Source organism: Thermus parvatiensis (assembly GCF_001535545.1).
GTDB lineage: Bacteria > Deinococcota > Deinococci > Deinococcales > Thermaceae > Thermus > Thermus parvatiensis.
The window spans coordinates 1,161,699-1,178,069 of record NZ_CP014141.1 but is presented as its reverse complement, the minus strand read 5'-3'; the positions used below and the strand labels follow the sequence as shown (position 1 = coordinate 1,178,069).

Below are 16,371 nucleotides of genomic sequence, written 5' to 3'. Positions count from 1 at the left end.
CGGGAGCTCATAGGAGGTCAAAGTGGAAACGTTGCGCGTCTCTTCCAAGTCCCGCCCCAACTCCGTGGCCGGCGCCATCGCGGCGCTTCTTCGCACCAAGGGCGAGGTGGAGGTCCAGGCCATCGGGCCCCAGGCGGTGAACCAGGCGGTGAAGGCCATCGCCATCGCCCGGGGCTACATCGCCCCCGACAACCTGGACCTGGTGGTGAAGCCCGCCTTCGTCAAGCTGGAGCTGGAGAACGAGGAGCGGACCGCCCTGAAGTTCAGCATCAAGGCCCACCCCCTGGAAACTTGAGGGCCGGGACGCCTCGAGCCCTGGCGGTGTCCGTCCTCCTCGAGGTGGATCGGGGAGGGCGGGCCCAGCATCTTCTGGACCGCGCCTTGAGGCGGGCCCCCTGGCCCGAGCGGGACCGGGCCTACGCCACTTTCCTGGTCTACGGGGCCCTCCGCCGCCTCCGCCTTCTGGACCACCTCCTCGCCCCCCTCTTGCCCCGGCCCGAGGGCCTGCCCCCCGAGGTGCGCTGGATCCTCCGCCTGGGGGCCCTGGAGTGGCTTGAGGGCAAGCCGGACCACGCCCGGGTGAGCCCCTGGGTGGAGGAGGCGAAGCGCCGCTACCCGGGCCTCGCCGGGCTGGTGAACGCCGTTTTGCGGCGCCTTTCCCCTAGGGAGGCCCCGGAGTGCGTGCGCCTTTCCCTCCCCGACTGGCTCTGCGAGGCCTGGCGGGGCTTCTTCGGGGACGTGGCCTTCGCCGAGGGTTTCAACGAGCCCGCCCCTCTCTTCGTCACCGCCTACCGGGAGGTGGACCTAAGGCCCGGTCCCGTCCCGGGAAGCTACCTTTGGGAAGGCCCCAAGACCGACTTTTCCGCCCTCGGCCTCCAGCCGCAAAACCCCGCTTCTCTCTTTGCCGCAAAGCTCCTCGCCCCAAAGCCCGGAGAAAAGGTGCTGGACCTCTGCGGTGGGGCCGGGCTCAAGGCTTTCTACCTCGCCGCCCAGGGGGCGGAGGTGATCTCTTACGACCTTAACCCCAGGCGGCAGGAGGCGGGGGCGAGGACGGCGCGGCGGCTCGGCTTCCGGGTCCACTACCGCACCCAGGACCTGACCCGGCCCGTGCCTGAGCGGGCGAAAAAGGTCCTCCTGGACGCCCCCTGCACCGGGACCGGCACCTTCCGCGCCCACCCCGAGCTTCGCTACCGCCTAGGCCCCGAGGACCCCAAGGCCATGGCCGAGCTCCAGCTCGCCCTCCTGGAGACGGCGGCCCAGGCCACGGAGGAAGGGGGGGTTCTCGTCTACAGCGTCTGCACCCTGACGGAGGAGGAGGGGGAAGGGGTGGTGCGGGCTTTCCTCGCGCGCCACCCTGAGTTCCGCACCGAGCCCGTCCACCCCCCCTTTCCCCTCCTCGCCCGGGGGCTTGGGGTCTATGTGGACCCAAGGGGAGGGCTGGACGGCTTCTATTACGCCCGGCTTCGGAAGGTAAACTCTCAGGCATGAAGCTGGTCTTTGTGGGTCTCGGCAAGATGGGCCGGAGCATCCTCAAGGGGGCTCTGGAGCGGGGCTTTTTGCGCCCGGAGGAGGTGGGGGTCTTGGGGCGGACGCCCGAGCGGGGCCGGGAGCTCGCCGAGGCTTTTGGCGTTCGCCCCTTGACCCGGGCGGACCTGGGCATGGCCGAGCGGGTCCTGATCGCGGTCCAGCCTCGGGACTTTCCTGCCTTGGCCCCGGAGATCGCCCACCACCGCCTGGGCTACATCTCCATCATGGCGGGGATCTCCACCTCGGTCCTCGCCCGCAGGCTGGACAACCGCCGCGTAGTCCGGGCCATGCCCAACCTTGCGGTGGTCATCGGGGAGAGCTCCACCGCCCTCACGGCCCTGCGGGAGGCCAGGGAGGCGGGAGACCTCGCCTTCGCCCGGGCCCTTTTCGCCACGGTGGGGGACGTGTACGAGATCCCCGAGCACCTCTTCGACGCCTTCACCGGCATGTCCGCCTCCGCCCCCGCCTATTTGGCGGTGGTGGCCGAGGCCTTGGCGGACGCAGGGGTGAAGATGGGCATGCCCCGGGCCCTGGCCCTCCGCCTCGCCGCGGACGCCCTGGCGGCCACGGGGGAGCTTCTCAAGGGCAGGCACCCCGCCCAGGTCAAGGACGAGGTGGCGAGCCCGGGGGCACCACCATCCACGGCCTCCACGCCCTCGAGGCCCGGGCGGTGCGGGCGGCCTTTTACGAGGCGGTGGAGGCGGCCACCCAGAGGGGGCACGAGCTCGGCGAGTCGGAGTGATCCCACCCCATGCGGGCTTGCGCCCGCATGGGGGCCCCGGTAGAAGGTTTGGTGGGGATTTTGGGCGGCAGGAGGGCGAACAAAGCGGGAAAGAAGGGTATGGGGGTGGTGGCGCGGCTTTTCGGCCTTGGCCTCCTCCTCGGCCTGGCCTGGGCCCAGATCCTCCCCCCTGAGGGGGGCTTTACGTCTACAGCGACGGCACGGTCCAGGCGCTCGAGGCGGTGGAAGGGGGGTACCGCCTCGCCTACCGGCGGGACGGGAAGGTCTTCCGCGAGGACCGGCTCCGCTTCGGCGCGGAGGGGATCTACTTGGAAGGGGTCGCGCTCCCCGAGGGGTTCTTCCCCTTCGTCCCGCCCCTCCTCCTCTACCCGAAGAGGCTTGTCCCGGGCGCTTTTTGGTCGGGGAACGCCCGCTTCCAGGAGCAGCGGGTGGCCCTGGCGGTCCGGGTGGAGGGGGTGGAGGGGGTTAGGGTGCCTGCGGGGCGCTTCAACGCCTACCGCCTGCGGGTGGCCTTCACCACGGAGCGGGGCGGGGCCGACGTGAAGCTCCTCTACCTTGTCCCCGGCCTCGGCGTAGTGGCCTTCCGGGCGGGGGAGGGCCTCGTGGGCCTCGTCCGCTTCAGCGCGCCCTAAGCCGGTAGCGCAGGATCTCCCAGTACATGCGGAGCCGGTGGCCGAGCCCGGCGAGAACCCCCCGCTTCTCCTCCTTCATCACCTGGCTTACCCCCTCTAGGGGCACGTACACCACGGGCCAGCCCGCCTGCTTGGCGTGCCGGGTGAGGAGGAGCTCCAGGTCGTAGCGGGCCCTTTCCAAGCCGGGCACGCTCCTCAAGTCCTCCAGGCGGAGGGCCCTTTGGCCCGAGAGAAAGGGGGTGAGGCGCATGGCCAGGTCCGTGGAGGCCCGCCCTCCCCGGAAGACCCCCACGGCCATCCGGGCCTCCCCTTTCTTGAGGGGCTCAAGCAGGGCGAAGAGGTGCTCTGGACGGAGCCCGAGGAGGTCGGCGTCCAGGAGGAGGACGAAAGGGGTTTCCACTGCCTTAAGCCCCTCGGCGATGGCCCCGCCCTTCCCCCGGTTCTCCTCTAGCCGCACCACCTCGGCCCCGGCCTCCCGGGCCTTTCGGGCGGTTTCATCCCTAGAGCCGTCGTCCGCTACCACCACGGGAAACCCCGCCTCCCGGGCCACCCGCACCACCCGGCCCACGGTGGCCTCCTCGTTGAAGGCGGGGATCAGGACCGTGGCCTCCGCCACCTCACCCCCCGAGAAGCCGCCTCAGGTCCTGGAAGGTGACCAGGAGGAGAAGGAGAAGGAGGAAGAGGAAGCCCAGGTAGTGGACGGTGGCCTCCTGCTCGGGCCGGAGGCGGAGGAAGCGGCCAAGGAAGAGGAGGAGGATGCGGCCGCCGTCTAAAGCGGGGATGGGGAGGAGGTTGAAGAGGGCGAGGGAGAGGTTGATGGCGGCGGCGAGCTCCACCAGGCGGAAAAGCCCTTCCTGGGCCGCCCGCCCCGTTTCCGCCAGGATGCCCACGGGGCCGAGGACGCCGCTATCGGGGTTCCCCGCGAGAACGCCGACAAGCCCCCCCACCAGGGCCCGGACGAGGGCGGGCCCGAAGGCCAGGGTACGCCCTGCGGCGAGGCCGAGCCCTTCCAGGAAGCCCACCTTGCGGTAGATCACTTCTGGCTGGTAGACCACCCCCAGGCGCTCCATCCCCTCCTCCCATGTGAGGGAGAGGGCCACCTCCTCCCCCTGGCGGAGCACGGCCAGGGTATGGGCGCCTGGGGTCTTGAGCCGCTCAATCTCCTGGGGCCTTTCCAAGGGCTTCCCGTCCACGGCGAGGAGGATGTCCCCAGGCTTAAGCCCTGCTTCCTCGGCCACGCTTCCTGGCAGGACCTCGAGGATCACCGCCCGGCCCGTGGCCTCGGGCACCCCCTGGGCGCTGAAGAGGTAGGCGAGGAGGCCCCAGGCGAGGAGGACGTTCATGGCCACCCCCGCCACCAGGACGAGGAGCTTCCCCAGGAAGGGGAGGGCGTCGTACCCCCGCCCCTTTTCCTCGGGGAGGAGGCCCTCGATGTCGGCGTACCCCCCTAGGGGGATGGCGGAAAGCCGCCACTCGGTTCCCCAGGCCTCCCTTCGCCAAAGAATGGGACCGAAGCCAATGCTAAAGGCCTTGACCCGCACCCCTTGAAGCCTCGCCGCCAGGTAGTGGCCGAGCTCGTGGACGAAGACGCTGACGCCGATGATGATCAGAAACCAGAACAGGCTCATGCCCACCTCTTGGCCTCCTCCCGGGCCCAGGCGTCCACGGCGAAGAGGCTTTCCCATGTTAGCGGCTCTGCGGGGGTGGCTTCCAGCACCCGGGCCAGGATCTCGGGGATGCGGGGGAAGGGGATTTTCCCCTGGAGGAAGGCCTCCACCGCCACCTCGTCGGCGGCGGAGACGGCCACCTGGGCCAAGCCCCCCCGCCTTCCCGCCTCGTAGGCCACGGCGAGGGCGGGAAAGCGCTTGAGGTCGGGCTCTAAGAATTCCAGGACCCCGGGGATGGGGAGGTCCTTCAGGGGGGTCTCCGCCCGCTCGGGGTAGGTGAGGGCGTACTGGATGAAAAGGCGCATGTCCGTGGGGCCGAGCTGGGCCTTCAGGCTTCCGTCCACGAAGCGCACCAGGCCGTGCACGTAAGCCTGGGGGTGGATGAGGACCTTGACCCTCTCCAAGGGAAAGCGGAAGAGCTCCTTGGCCTCCAGGACCTCGAGGCCTTTGTTGAAGAGGGTGGCGGAGTCCACGGTGACCTTGGGGCCCATCCGCCAGCGGGGGTGGCGGAGGGCCATCTCCGGGGTCACCTGGGCGAGGTCCTCAGGCTCCCTGAGGAAAGGCCCCCCGCTTGCCGTGAGGATGAGCTCGGCCACGTCCTCCCGCCTCTCCCCGAGGAGGGCCTGGAAGAGGGCGGAGTGCTCCGAGTCCACGGGGAGGATCTCGGCCCCGTGGGCCTCCGCCTCCTGCCAGAGGAGGGGCCCCGCCGCCACCATGGCCTCCTTGTTGGCGAGGGCCACCCGTTTCCCGGTCCGCACCGCCATGCGGGTAGGGGCGAGCCCGGCCAAGCCCGGGATGGCGGCCACGGCCACCTCCGCCTCCAGGGCGGCCACCTCCTCGGCCGTGGCGAGCCTAAGCCCGGGGAAGCGGGCCTTTAGCTCGGCGTGGAGGCTTTCCTCCGCCGCCACCAGATGGGGTTTCCAAAGGGCGATCTGCCGGGAGAGGGCCTCGAGGTTTTTCCCGGCGGCGAGGCCCACCACCTCGTAACCCCTCAGGCGGCAGACCTCGAGGGCCTGCTTTCCGATGGAACCCGTGGATCCGAGGACGACGACCCGCTTCATGTGAAAAGCACCACCAGGAAGTACGTGAGGGGGAAGGCGAAGAGGAGGCTATCTATCCGGTCCAGAAGACCGCCGTGCCCGGGGAGGAAGCTCCCTGAGTCCTTCACCCCGGCGAAGCGCTTCAGCATGGACTCAGCGAGGTCCCCGAGCTGGGCCCCTAAGGAGAGAAGGAGGCTGAAAAGCCAAAGCTCCAGTAAACCGAAGGGGAAGACCTCCCGCACCAAGCCGGTGTAGACCACCAGGGCGAGGAAGCTCACCACGATCCCCCCCACCGAGCCCTCCACCGTCTTCCCTGGGGAGATCTCCGGGGCCAGCTTCCGCCTGCCGAAAGTCCGTCCGATGAAATAGGCCCCGATGTCCGTGGCGAAGCTGGCCACGATGGGTAGGGAGAGTGTCCAAAGGCCCATGGCCGCGTCCGGGGTCTCCCTGAGGAGGAGGACGTACCCCAGGCTCCAGGGCAGGTACAAGAAGGCCATGAGGCCGAAGGCGAAGCGGGGGAGGTTGGCCCCAAAGAGTAGCTCGTAGCTGAAGCTGGCGAGGAGGAAGAGGCCCAGGGCCACCTCCCGCCAGGGCACCTGGGGGAAGTGCCAGTAGAGCTGGGGCAAGGAGAAGAGAAAGACCAAAACCCCTCCCGCCAAAAGGAGGGGGGTGTTGAGGGCGATCCCCCTCCTCGCCAGCATCTCCGCGAGCTCCCGGGTGCCGAGCCAGTGGACAAAGAGGAGGGTGGGGAGGATGAGGGGGATGCCCCCCCAAAGGACGAGGAGGAGGAGAAGAGCCCCGGCCAGGGCGGAGAAGACGCGGGTGGGGAGGTGGTCCGTCATTCCTCCCCCTTGGGCAAGCGGGGGCGCGGCATGCCGGGGTCAGCCCAGAATCTCCTGCTCCTTCTTCTCCGCAAGCTGGTCGGCCTTGGCGATGAACTCGTCGGTGATCTTCTGGATCTCCGCCTCCGCCCGCTTGGTCTCGTCCTCGGAGAGATGGAGTTCCTTGGCCAGCTTCTTCAGCTTGTCCAAGGCCTCGCGGCGGATGTTGCGGATGGCCACCCGCCCCTCCTCGGCGTACTGGCGCACCGCCCGCACCAGGTCTTTTCGCCTCTCCTCGGTGAGGGGCGGGATGTTGATGTAAAGGGCGTCCCCCTTGTTGCTGGGATTAAGGCCCAGGTCCGAGTCCCGGATGGCCTTCTCTATGGCCTTGAGGGCGTTCTGGTCCCAGGACTGGACCACGAGGGTTCGGGCGTCCGGGGCGGTCACGGTGGCGATCTGGTTCAGGGGGACGTGGGTGCCGTAGTACTCCACCTTCAGGTGCAGGAGGAGGGCGGGGTTGGCGCGGCCGGTGCGGAGGCCCGCCAGGTTGTGCTCCAGGACCTCGAGGCTCTTTTGCATGTGGCTTCGGGTTTCCGCGTAAAGCTCCTTCAGGGTCATACCGCCTCCTTTCTAGTGGATGAGGGTGCCCACTTTTTCCCCCTGGATAATACTCACCAGGGCGCCGGGTTTGAAGATGTCAAAGACCACGATGGGAAGCCCCGCCTCCATGCACAAGGTGATGGCCGTGGTGTCCATCACCTGGAGGCCCCGGTTCAGGACCTCCAGGTAGGTGAGCTCGTCAAAGCGCACGGCCTCGGGGTTTTTGCGGGGGTCGTCGGAGTAGACCCCGTCCACCTTGTTCTTGGCCATGAGGACCACCTCGGCCCCCACCTCGAGGGCCCTTAGGGCGGCGGCGGTGTCCGTGGAGAAGAAGGGGTTGCCCGTCCCCCCGCCGAAGATCACGATCCGCTCCTTCTCCAGGTGGCGGAGGGCCCTGCGGCGGATGTAGGGCTCGGCCACCTGGGTGATGGTGAGGGCGGTCTGGACCCGGGTGGGGACGCCCAGGGACTCCAGGGCGTCCTGGAGGGCGAGGGCGTTCATGATGGTGGCCAGCATGCCGATATAGTCGGCGGTGGCCCGGTCCATCCCCACCCCCTGGCGGGCGCCCCGCCAGAGGTTGCCCGCCCCGATGACGATGGCGAGCTGGACCCCGGTGTCGTAGGCGGCCTTGATCTCCCGGGCCAGGGCCTGGGTGGCCTCGGGCTCGATGCCGAAGCCATTTCGGGTGAGGAACTCGCCGGAAAGCTTGAGGAGAACCCGCTTGTACTTCATGGCTTCATGGAAAACCGGGGCCCCGGAAACGCCGGGCCCCGGTGCGCCTTCATGGCTTACGCCCCCAGCTCAAAGCGGCAGAAGCGTCGGACCACGATGTTCTCGCCGATCTTGGCGATGGCCTCTTGGATGAGCTCCTTCACCTTGACCTTGTCGTCCTTGACGAAGGGCTGCTCCAGCAGAACCACCTCCTCCAGGTACTTCTTGAGGCGGCCTTCGGCGATCTTCTCGGCGATCTGCTGGGGCTTCCCCTCGTTCAGGGCGGCCTGGATGTAGATCTGCCGCTCTTTTTCCAGCTCCTCGGCGGGGATCTCCTCGGCGGAGACGTAGCGGGGGTTCATCATGGCGATGTGCATGGCGAGGTCCTTGGCCAGGTTCTGGAAGAGCTCGTTCCGGGCCACGAAGTCCGTCTCGCAGTTGAGTTCTACCAGGACCCCAACCCGCTGGTTGTGGTGGATGTAGTGGCCGATGATGCCCTCGCGGGCTTCCCGGTCCGCTTTCTTGGCGGCCTTCATCGCCCCCCGCTCCCTAAGGAGCTGGACCGCCTTCTCCTCGTCCCAGCCGGCGTCCTCGAGGGCCCGCTTTACGTCCATCATGCCGGCCCCCGTGGCCTCGCGCAGCTTCTTGATGAGTTCGGTCTGGCTCATGCTTCCACCTCGCTTTCGCCCTCGGGCGTCTCGGTGGCTTCCGCCTCCTGCACCAGGGCGTAGGAGGGGGAGGGCTCCACCACCCCGCCCCGGGCCTGGATGATGAGGTCCACCGCCCGGGAGAGGATGAGCTGGATGGAGCGGATGGCGTCGTCGTTGCCGGGGATGATGTAGTCCACCAGGTCGGGGTCGGAGTCCGTATCCGCCAGGGCGATCACGGGGATGAAGAGCTTCCTCGCCTCCCGGACGGCGATGGCCTCCTTGGTGGGGTCCACGACGAAGACGGCGTCGGGGAGGCGCTTCAGGAGGCGAAAGCCGGAGAGGTACTTCTGAAGCCGTTCCAACTCGTGCTTCAGCCGCACCTGCTCCTTCTTGGGGCGCTCCTCAATCTCCGGGGAGGCGAAGAGGGCCTCCAGCTCCTCCAGCCGGTGGACCCGCTGGGAGATGGTCTTGAAGTTGGTGAGCATGCCGCCCAGCCAGCGTTGGTTCACATAGGGCATGCCTGCCCGCTCCGCTTCCATGCGCACGATGTCCTGGGCCTGCTTCTTGGTGCCCACGAAGAGGATCGTCCCGCCGCGCATGGCCAGGTCCTCAATGAAGCGGAACGTGCGCTCCAGCTCCTCCATGGTCTTCTGGAGGTCAATGATGTGGATGCCGTTCCGCTCCGCATAGATGTAGCGGGCGAACTTGGGGTTCCAGCGCTTCCTCTCGTGGCCGAAGTGGACACCGGCTTCCAGGAGCTCCTTAACCGTGATCTCTACGGGCATATTCCTCCCATCGGGGAAGGTTGGGCTTAGGTCTACGCCTTCGCTAGGACGGCGTGCGGGCGCGCCGGCCTCTTTCCCGCGGGACCTTCCCCTGCCCGAGGGCTGGTCCGGCGCACCTTCCCGATTATAGGCCCAGGGTCCCCTTTGCGAAACCCCCTCCCTTGGGCTATACTCCCCTAGGCCTGGGGCGGTAGCTCAGAGGGAGAGCACCCGCCTTGCAAGCGGGAGGTCCGGGGTTCAAATCCCCGCCGCTCCACCAGATAGGCCCCCCCGGCCTCGAGGCCGGGGGGTTCGCCTTAGAGGGCGCGGAAGACCTCCTCCAGGATCTCAAGCCCAAGGGCGGCCTCCTCCTGGGTCAGGACGAGGGGTGGGGCGATGCGGAGGGCGGAGGGCCCGGCGGGGAGGAGGAGGAGCCCTTTCTCAAAGGCGAGGCGCACCGCCTTGTCCCTGAGGTCGGGCCGGGGGTGGTCCGGGTCGCCGAAGTCCAGGCCGATCATCAGGCCCCGGCCCCTCACGTCCCCCAGGAAGGGGAAGCGGCGCTTGAGGGCGCGAAGCTCCTTGAGGAGGAACTCCCCAAGCCTGGCGGCGTTCTCCTGGAGCCCCTCTTCCAGAAGGTCAAGGGTGGCGTGGGCCGCCGCGGCCGCCACCGCCTGTCCGCCGAAGGTGGTGCCGTGGGCCCCGGGGGGCCAGCTTCCCAGTTCTTCCCGGAAGAGGACGGCACTTATGGGGTACCCCGAGGCCAGGCCCTTGGCCAGGACGTACACGTCCGCCTGTACGCCTTCGTGTTCCAGGGCGAAAAACCGACCCGTGCGCCCCGCCCCGGTCTGGACCTCGTCGGCCACCAGCAGGATGCCGAAGCGGTCCAGAACCTCCTTCAGCCGGGGGATGAACCCGGGGGGCGGCACCACGTACCCGCCTTCGCCTTGGATGGGCTCGAGGAACAAAGCGGCTACCTCCTCGGGCGGGAGGACGGTCTGGAAGAGGTGCTCCAGGTGCTCCAGCACCGCATCTCCCACCTCTTCCGGGCGGGCCCCCAAGGGGGGGCGGAAGGGGTTGGGGAAGGGAAGGTGGACCACGCCGGGAAGGAAGGGGGCGAAGCCTTGGCGGTAGGCGCTCTTGCTGGCGGTGAGGGAGAGGGCGCCGAGGCTCCTGCCGTGGAAGGCCCCGGTGAAGGCCAAAAGGTAGGGGCGCCGGGTGTGGTAGCGGACGAGCTTGATGGCCGCCTCCACCCCCTCGGTGCCCGAGTTGCCGAAGAAGACCCGGTAGCCCCTGCCCAGTTTGCCCACGAGCCGCTCCGCCAGGGAGAGGGTGGGCTCGTGGGTGAAGTCGGAGAAGCAGACGTGGGCGAAGCGCTCCGCCTGGGCCCGGACCGCCTCCACCACCTTGGGGTGGGCGTAGCCCGTGGTGTTCACCGCGATGCCGGACATGAAGTCCAGGAAGAGGTTGCCGTCCACGTCTTCTAAAAAGGCTCCCTGGCCCCTTGCGGGCACGAAGGGGTAAGGGCGCACGTAGGAGGGGGAGAGGACCTTTTCTCCCCGCTCCAGGAGGGCCCGGGCCTTGGGCCCGGGAAGAGGAGTGCGGACGCTGGGCTTCATACAGGGCCAGTCTACCGGGGAAAGGAAGGGGATCCTAGCCCGAGTTTATGCGCCAGGCCTCGGCTTTTATACCCCTGCCGGCCCGGGAAGCCCCTAGGCGCCCTTTGCGGTACGGGATTAGAGCAGGCCCAAGCGCTTCAGGTGAGGTTCCGCGTAGAAGAGGGTGAGGGCGGTGGAGGCGTCCTGGATCTCGCCTTTGGCGAGGAGGGCGTAGACCTCGGTGAGGGGAAGCTCCAGGCTCTCCAGAAGCTCTCCCTCTTCCAGCGTGGGCGGGGCGACCACCCGGGACTTCAGGGCGAGGAAGGGGTGGAAGACCACCGCCGTGAAGGAGGGCTGGGGGTGGAAGGAGGGCAGGGGGATGAGGGTTTCCGCCTCGGCCCCCACCTCCTCCCTTAGCTCCCGCCTCGCCGCCTCTTCCGGGGTTTCCCCCTCGTCCACCTTCCCCGCCGGAACCTCCAGGAGGAACTTGCCCGTGGGGTGGCGGTACTGACGGACGAGGAGGGCCGTGCCCCTCTCCGTCACGGGGAGGACGAAGCTTGCGGCCACGGGGCCCGGGCGGTAGACGTAGGTGAGCTCCCGGCCCGTGTGCGTCCGTACCCGTTCCTTCACCAGGCGGACGGGCTCGGAGAGGATCTCCTCGAGGAGGATGCGCTCCCAGGGGCTCATCGCGTGAGGCGCTCGATGACCTTGCGCACCTTCTCCCCCGGGGCCTTGGGCCCCAGGGCCTTGGTGACCACCCCGATGGCCGCGAGGGGGTTTTTGAACTGGGAGAGGTCCACGTGCTCCCGGATCCAGGCCTCCAGCTCCTCCTCGGACATCTCCTTGGGCAGGAAGCGGTCCAGAAACTCCGCTTCAAAGTCGTTGCCCTGCTCCAGGGCGATCTCCTTGAGGGCCTTCAGCACCTTCACCGCCTCCTCGTCGGGGAGGGGCTTCCCGTCGCCCTTGCGGTCCAGCTCCGCCTTGACCACCCGGGCGAAGGCCAGGGTCCTTTCGTCCCGGGCCTTCATCGCCTCCTTGATCGTGGCCTGGATGGCCTCGTAGATGCCCATGGGACCCAGTTTACCCCGGGGGCGGCCGTGGAGAGGGTAAAATCCCCTACGGAGGTCCCCGATGCGCAAAGTAGCAAGCAAGTACGGGAACACCTTGGAGTTTGGCCACCTCGTGGGCGGGGAGGAGGCCCTCGAGGGCCCCCTTCTGGAGCGCCGCAACCCCTCGGACCGGGAGGACGTGGTCGCCCGCTTCCCGGAGGCTTCCAAGGACCTGGTGCGCAAGGCGGCCCTGAAGGCCCAGGCGGCCTTCGCCGAGTGGAGCCGGACCCCCGCCCCCATCCGGGGCCAGGTCCTCTTCAACCTGGTGAAGATCCTGGAGCGGGAGAAGCCCACCCTCACCCGGCTCATGGTGCGGGAGGTGGGCAAGACCCCCAAGGAGGCGGCGGGGGACGTGCAGGAGGCCATAGACACCGCCCTCTTCTTCGCCTCGGAGGGCCGGAGGCTCTACGGCCAGACCGTCCCCAGCGAGATGCGGGACAAGGAGCTTTTCACCTTCCGCAGGCCCTTGGGCGTGGTGGGGATCATCACCGCCGGAAACTTCCCCATCGCCGTCCCCAGCTGGAAGCTCATCCCCGCCGTCCTCACGGGGAACACCATCGTGTGGAAACCTTCCGAGGACGCCCCCACCCTCTCCTACGTCTTCGCCAAGCTCTTTGAGGAGGCGGGCCTGCCCCCGGGCGTCCTCAACGTCGTCTTCGGCGGCGGGAAAGGCTCCACGGGCCAGTGGATGGTGGAGCTCATGGACGAGGGCCTCTTCCAGAAGTTCGCCTTCACCGGCTCCACCCAGGTGGGGCGCTGGATCGGGGAGGTGGCGGGGCGGAACCTGATCCGGCCCACCCTGGAGCTTGGGGGCAAGAACCCCCTGGTGGTCATGCGGGACGCCGACCTGGACCTCGCCGTGGAGGGGGCCTGGTGGAGCGCCTTCGCCACGGGAGGGCAGCGGTGCACCTCCGCGGGGAACATCCTGGTGGACGCCCCCATCTACGAGGAGTTCAAGCGCCGCTTCCTGGAGCGGGTGGAGGCCACCCTGGTGGGCAACCCCCTCCTCCACCCCGAGGTCACCTACGGGCCCTTCATCAACGAGCGCTTCTTCGCCCGCTGGCAGGAGCACTACCGGGTGGGGGAGGCGGAGGGGGCGAGGCTCCTCTTCGGCCGGGGCCGGATCACGCGGGAAAACCCCTACCCCCGCTTCCTGGGGGACCCGGAGGCCGGGCTTTACGGCTGGCCCACGGTCTGGGAGGTGAGGCCGGGGACGCGCCTCTTCACGGAGGAGGTCTTCGGGCCCACGATCAACCTCGTCAAGGTGGACGGGATTGAGGAGGCCATAGCGGTGGCCAACAGCACCCCCTACGGCCTTTCCAGCGCCATCTACACCAACCACCGCCACTGGGCCTACCTCTTCAAGGTGGGGATCCGGGCGGGGATGACCAGCGTGAACAACACCACCGTGGGCGCCGAGGCCCACCTCCCCTTCGGCGGGGTGAAGGCGAGCGGCAACGGGGGGAGGGAGTCGGGGATCTGGGTCTTGGAGGAGTACACCTACTGGCACGCCGTGAACGAGGAGTACTCGGGGAGGCTGCAGCTCGCCCAGATGGACACGGGCTACGTGAGCCCCAAGGCGCCCACGCCTTGGGAGGAGGTGTTGGGATGAGGGCGCTGGGTCTCCTCTTCCTACTCCTTCCGGCCCTGGCCCAGAACCTGGCCCCGGCCTTTCAACTGGACTGCCGCTTCCGGGGGGAGGCCAGGCCCGCCCAGGTCTTCTGGGACGGGAGCCCCTTGGGGACCTGCCCCCTCGAGGTCCGGGCCGCTCCGGGCCGCCACCTTCTCCGCCTGCGCCTCGAGGAGCCCGGGGGGACCTACCTGGCCTACGAGGCCCGGGTGGAGGTGGGGGAGGGGGGCCTGGGGGCCTTCACCGCCGAACTCCTGCGCTATGACCCCCGGGGGGAGGCCCTGAAGGGGGGCAAGGGCCTGGTCTACGCCCTGGCCTACGGCCCCAAGGGGGTCTTGGCCCTGGGGGACGCGGCCGGGCAGGTCCGCCTCCTCCCCCCGGGCCGTCCTCCCTTGGACCTCAAGGGGCACGCCTCCTACGTGCGCGACCTGGCCTTTAGCCCCGACGGCCGCTACCTCGCCTCGGCCTCGGGGATGGGACGGTGCGCCTGTACGAGGCCCAGGGCCGCTTCCTCCGGGCTTTGGGCAAGGGCCCGGCCTTCCTCAAGGTGGGCTTTGACGCCCAGGGCCGCCTCTTTGGCCTCCAGCTCCGGGGGAACCTCACCCTGTTTGACCCCGCCACGGGCAAGGTCCTGGCCGCCCGCCCCCTAAGCCCCTACCTCTTCTCCGCGGCCCAGGGCCCCGGGGGGAGGGTCCTCGCTTTGGGGCTTTCCGTGGGCCGGGTGGAGGTGTGGGACCTCGCCCTCCCGGGGAAGCGGGGGGAGGTCCGGGTCCCGGGAGGTCCCGTCTACGCCCTGGCCTTCAGCCCCGACGGCCGCTACCTCGCCGTGGGTTCGGCGGACGGGGGAGTGAGGCTTTTGGACCTCCTGGCCCCGGGCGGGCCCGAACCCCGGCTCCTCTACGCCCACAAGGACCTGCCCCTGGGCCTGGCCTTCAGCCCTGACGGCCGCTATTTGGCCTCCGGAGGGCAGGACCGGGAGGTGCGCCTCTACGACCTCGAGGCGGGCCTTTTGGAGCGGGTTTACGTGGGGCATACCGGTGCGGTGTACGGGCTGGACTTTAACCCCCAAACCCCCGCCCTGGCCACGGGCGGGGGGGAGGGTCGGGTCCTCCTCTTCCGCCTGCCCTAGACTTATACCCTTGCTTCCGGTTTTCTTCACCCTAGGGGCCCTAGGAGGCCCCTAGGAACCTTGCGCCAGGGCCTTCATGCTGGCGCAAGCCAGCATGGGGTGGTATTACTGGCCCGCCTCCACCGCCTGGGCCTGGGCCGCCCAGCGCTCCGCCTCGGCCCGGTCCCCGCGCTGGTTGGCGTAGAAGGCCAGGGTACGGGCCACCTTGGCCGCCGCCTGCCTGGCGGCCTCGTCCCAGGTGCCTCCCTTCTCCCGGTAGTTCATCCAGGCCTCCCAGGCGCGGATGGCCCACTGGGTCTCGGTGTAGATCTCGGCCAGAAGGCGAAGGGCCCGGAGGTCGTTGGGGTTCTGCTTCGCCAGGGCCTCCGCCGCCTCCAGGGCCCGCTTCCAGGGGGCGAGGTCCACGAACCCCACGGGGTAGGCCTTCCGGGCCTCCTGCCGCAGGGCTTCTACCCCCTCCAGGGTGAGGCCTCCCGCCTGCTGGGCCACTCCCAGGCTAATAAGCGCCGCCATCCCCCAAACCAGATACGCCTTCTTCATCCCGCACCTCCTTTAGCCTTTTTCAGGATACGCCCGGGGGACCGGCGTGTCAAGGCTCATTGGGCGCTTTCCAGATCAGGCCGGAGCCGCACCGCTTCCCTCAGGTAGACGTGGCGCACCCGGTCCTGGGGGGTGTCCGTGTTCCAGAGGGCGAGGACCCGGATCACCCGGGGGAGGCTTCCCGGCACCGGCACCTCCCGGGCGGAGAGGAGGGGGACCCGGTGCATGCCGATCTGCCGCGCGGCCTCGGCGGGGAAGGCGGAGGTGAGGTCCTCGGTGACGGTGAAGATGACGGCGGCGAGCTCCTCGTAGCTCTGGATGCCGTTCGCCTCCAGCATCTTCAGGAGGAGTTCCCGGGTGGCCTGGTGGATGGCCTCCGGGGTGTCCTCTTCCACGGTGATGGCGCCGCGGATGCCCCGGACCATGGTTACGGCCTATCCTAAGGGGTTTTGGGCCGAGGGGCAAGCCGGTGTAGACTGGCCTTCGTGAACCTCATGGCCGTCTTTGCCCACCCGGACGACGAGATCGGGGCGGCCGGCACCCTCGCCCTCCACGCCCAGAAGGGGGACCGGGTGATGCTCGTCTGGATGACCCGGGGGGAGCTCGCCAGCCAGTTCGGGGACGCGCCGCCCGAGGAGGTGGCCCGGGTGCGGGAAGGGCACGGGGCCCACGTGGCGGGGCTCATCGGGGCCGAGCCCCGCTTCTTGCCCTTCCGGGACACCCTGCTCACCGGGGGCCGGGAGGAGGCCCTGGCCCTGGCCCGGCTCATGGCCGAGTTCCGGCCGGACGCCGTGATCACCTGGGACCCCCTGGACGTCCACCCGGACCACCGGGCCACCCACCAGGCGGTGCTTTCCGCCCTGAAGCTCTGCCGCATCCCCAAACTCGTGGGAGAGGCCCACAGGAAGCCCGTGCGCCTCTTCCACTACCCTCGGGAGGACCTCGCGCGGCCCTGGGTCTACGTGGACACCACCCCCACCCAGGAGGTGGCGGAGGCGGTCTTCAGCTTCTACCAGGCGTTCTACCGCTGGCCCTTCACCCTCGAGGACTTCCGGGCCCGGAGGCGGCTTCTGGGCCAGAGGGCGGGGGTGCGGTTTGCGGAGGCGTTTCAGACGGAGGCGCCGCTTGCCCTTCCGGGCCTAGGCTTTGGGCCTCGGTGAGGGCGTAGCTCACGAAGACCGCGGGGAGGACGAGGGGCAGGAGGGCGTAACCGC

19 protein-coding genes, 1 tRNA gene and 2 pseudogenes are annotated in these 16,371 nt (G+C 69.0%); 9 read left to right on the top strand and 13 right to left on the bottom strand.

Annotation, left to right across the window (positions count from 1 at the left end; all coding sequences use genetic code 11):
• Window positions 1-22: 22 nt before the first annotated feature.
• From AV541_RS06465 to AV541_RS06450, 4 genes and pseudogenes are all read left to right on the top strand, one after another.
• Window positions 23-295 carry a stage V sporulation protein S gene (locus AV541_RS06465; RefSeq protein ID WP_008630673.1) on the top strand — a complete coding sequence of 91 codons (273 nt, stop codon included), beginning with the start codon at window positions 23-25 and terminating at the stop codon, window positions 293-295.
• Window positions 292-1,488, top strand: coding sequence for an RsmB/NOP family class I SAM-dependent RNA methyltransferase (locus tag AV541_RS06460; protein WP_060384524.1), 1,197 nt, complete (start codon window positions 292-294; stop codon window positions 1,486-1,488). The genes AV541_RS06465 and AV541_RS06460 overlap by 4 nt, the downstream gene beginning before the upstream one ends.
• Window positions 1,485-2,269: pseudogene (proC, locus tag AV541_RS06455) on the top strand (pyrroline-5-carboxylate reductase). The gene AV541_RS06460 and the pseudogene proC overlap by 4 nt, the downstream one beginning before the upstream one ends.
• Before the next feature lie 99 nt (window positions 2,270-2,368).
• Window positions 2,369-2,901, top strand: a pseudogene (locus tag AV541_RS06450) (hypothetical protein).
• Here AV541_RS06450 and AV541_RS06445 read toward each other — a convergent pair.
• Genes AV541_RS06445 through rpsB form a run of 8 tightly spaced genes read right to left on the bottom strand, consistent with a single transcriptional unit; the run spans window position 2,888 to window position 9,175 of the window.
• Window positions 2,888-3,517: a glycosyltransferase family 2 protein gene (locus AV541_RS06445; RefSeq protein ID WP_060384523.1), complete on the bottom strand. Its 630-nt coding sequence runs from the start codon at window positions 3,515-3,517 to the stop codon at window positions 2,888-2,890. The pseudogene AV541_RS06450 and the gene AV541_RS06445 overlap by 14 nt on opposite strands.
• 1 nt (window position 3,518) lies before the next feature.
• Complete coding sequence (locus tag AV541_RS06440; protein ID WP_060384522.1) at window positions 3,519-4,529, bottom strand: M50 family metallopeptidase; 1,011 nt, start codon at window positions 4,527-4,529, stop codon at window positions 3,519-3,521.
• A complete protein-coding gene (gene dxr / locus AV541_RS06435) occupies window positions 4,526-5,629 on the bottom strand; it encodes a 1-deoxy-D-xylulose-5-phosphate reductoisomerase (protein WP_060384521.1) in 1,104 nt (367 codons plus the stop codon). The genes AV541_RS06440 and dxr overlap by 4 nt, the downstream gene beginning before the upstream one ends.
• On the bottom strand, window positions 5,626-6,450 hold the full coding sequence (locus tag AV541_RS06430; protein WP_060384520.1) for a phosphatidate cytidylyltransferase: 825 nt from the start codon (window positions 6,448-6,450) through the stop codon (window positions 5,626-5,628). Before AV541_RS06430 ends, dxr begins: the two co-directional genes overlap by 4 nt.
• Before the next feature lie 39 nt (window positions 6,451-6,489).
• On the bottom strand, window positions 6,490-7,047 hold the full coding sequence (gene frr / locus AV541_RS06425; RefSeq protein WP_014510208.1) for a ribosome recycling factor: 558 nt from the start codon (window positions 7,045-7,047) through the stop codon (window positions 6,490-6,492).
• A 12-nt stretch (window positions 7,048-7,059) separates the two neighbouring features.
• Window positions 7,060-7,761, bottom strand: a complete 702-nt coding sequence (gene pyrH / locus AV541_RS06420; protein ID WP_060384519.1) for a UMP kinase — start codon at window positions 7,759-7,761, stop codon at window positions 7,060-7,062.
• Window positions 7,762-7,817: 56 nt separating this feature from the next.
• Window positions 7,818-8,408, bottom strand: coding sequence for a translation elongation factor Ts (gene tsf / locus AV541_RS06415; protein ID WP_060384518.1), 591 nt, complete (start codon window positions 8,406-8,408; stop codon window positions 7,818-7,820).
• Window positions 8,405-9,175 (bottom strand): 30S ribosomal protein S2, encoded by a 771-nt coding sequence (gene rpsB / locus AV541_RS06410; RefSeq protein ID WP_060384517.1) that lies wholly within the window; start codon window positions 9,173-9,175, stop codon window positions 8,405-8,407. The genes tsf and rpsB overlap by 4 nt, the downstream gene beginning before the upstream one ends.
• A gap of 184 nt (window positions 9,176-9,359) precedes the next feature.
• Here rpsB and AV541_RS06405 point away from each other — a divergent pair.
• Window positions 9,360-9,434, top strand: a tRNA-Ala gene (locus AV541_RS06405).
• 37 nt (window positions 9,435-9,471) lie between these two features.
• Here the strand turns inward: AV541_RS06405 and AV541_RS06400 are convergent.
• The 3 genes from AV541_RS06400 to AV541_RS06390 form a co-directional block, all read right to left on the bottom strand.
• Window positions 9,472-10,770, bottom strand: a complete 1,299-nt coding sequence (locus AV541_RS06400) for an acetyl ornithine aminotransferase family protein (protein WP_014629716.1) — start codon at window positions 10,768-10,770, stop codon at window positions 9,472-9,474.
• 117 nt (window positions 10,771-10,887) lie between these two features.
• Window positions 10,888-11,436 (bottom strand): NUDIX domain-containing protein, encoded by a 549-nt coding sequence (locus AV541_RS06395; protein WP_014629715.1) that lies wholly within the window; start codon window positions 11,434-11,436, stop codon window positions 10,888-10,890.
• Complete coding sequence (locus AV541_RS06390) at window positions 11,433-11,819, bottom strand: GatB/YqeY domain-containing protein (protein WP_008630698.1); 387 nt, start codon at window positions 11,817-11,819, stop codon at window positions 11,433-11,435. The genes AV541_RS06395 and AV541_RS06390 overlap by 4 nt, the downstream gene beginning before the upstream one ends.
• 61 nt (window positions 11,820-11,880) lie before the next feature.
• Here AV541_RS06390 and AV541_RS06385 point away from each other — a divergent pair, with 61 nt between their 5' ends.
• Genes AV541_RS06385 through AV541_RS12430 form a run of 3 tightly spaced genes read left to right on the top strand, consistent with a single transcriptional unit; the run spans window position 11,881 to window position 14,617 of the window.
• The gene (locus AV541_RS06385) at window positions 11,881-13,470 is read left to right on the top strand and encodes an aldehyde dehydrogenase family protein (protein ID WP_060384516.1); all 1,590 of its coding nucleotides are present in this window, start codon (window positions 11,881-11,883) and stop codon (window positions 13,468-13,470) included.
• On the top strand, window positions 13,467-14,138 hold the full coding sequence (locus tag AV541_RS12435) for a WD40 repeat domain-containing protein (RefSeq protein WP_244880482.1): 672 nt from the start codon (window positions 13,467-13,469) through the stop codon (window positions 14,136-14,138). The genes AV541_RS06385 and AV541_RS12435 overlap by 4 nt, the downstream gene beginning before the upstream one ends.
• Complete coding sequence (locus tag AV541_RS12430; protein WP_244880481.1) at window positions 14,036-14,617, top strand: WD40 repeat domain-containing protein; 582 nt, start codon at window positions 14,036-14,038, stop codon at window positions 14,615-14,617. Before AV541_RS12435 ends, AV541_RS12430 begins: the two co-directional genes overlap by 103 nt.
• Window positions 14,618-14,722: 105 nt before the next feature.
• On the opposite strand, the gene AV541_RS06375 is transcribed toward AV541_RS12430, so the two are convergent.
• Window positions 14,723-15,157 (bottom strand): hypothetical protein, encoded by a 435-nt coding sequence (locus AV541_RS06375; RefSeq protein WP_008630701.1) that lies wholly within the window; start codon window positions 15,155-15,157, stop codon window positions 14,723-14,725.
• Window positions 15,158-15,213: 56 nt separating this feature from the next.
• Window positions 15,214-15,582, bottom strand: a complete 369-nt coding sequence (gene aroH / locus AV541_RS06370) for a chorismate mutase (protein WP_011172959.1) — start codon at window positions 15,580-15,582, stop codon at window positions 15,214-15,216.
• A gap of 69 nt (window positions 15,583-15,651) precedes the next feature.
• Here aroH and AV541_RS11150 point away from each other — a divergent pair, with 69 nt between their 5' ends.
• The gene (locus AV541_RS11150) at window positions 15,652-16,317 is read left to right on the top strand and encodes a PIG-L deacetylase family protein (protein ID WP_209440259.1); all 666 of its coding nucleotides are present in this window, start codon (window positions 15,652-15,654) and stop codon (window positions 16,315-16,317) included.
• Window positions 16,318-16,371: the final 54 nt, after the last annotated feature.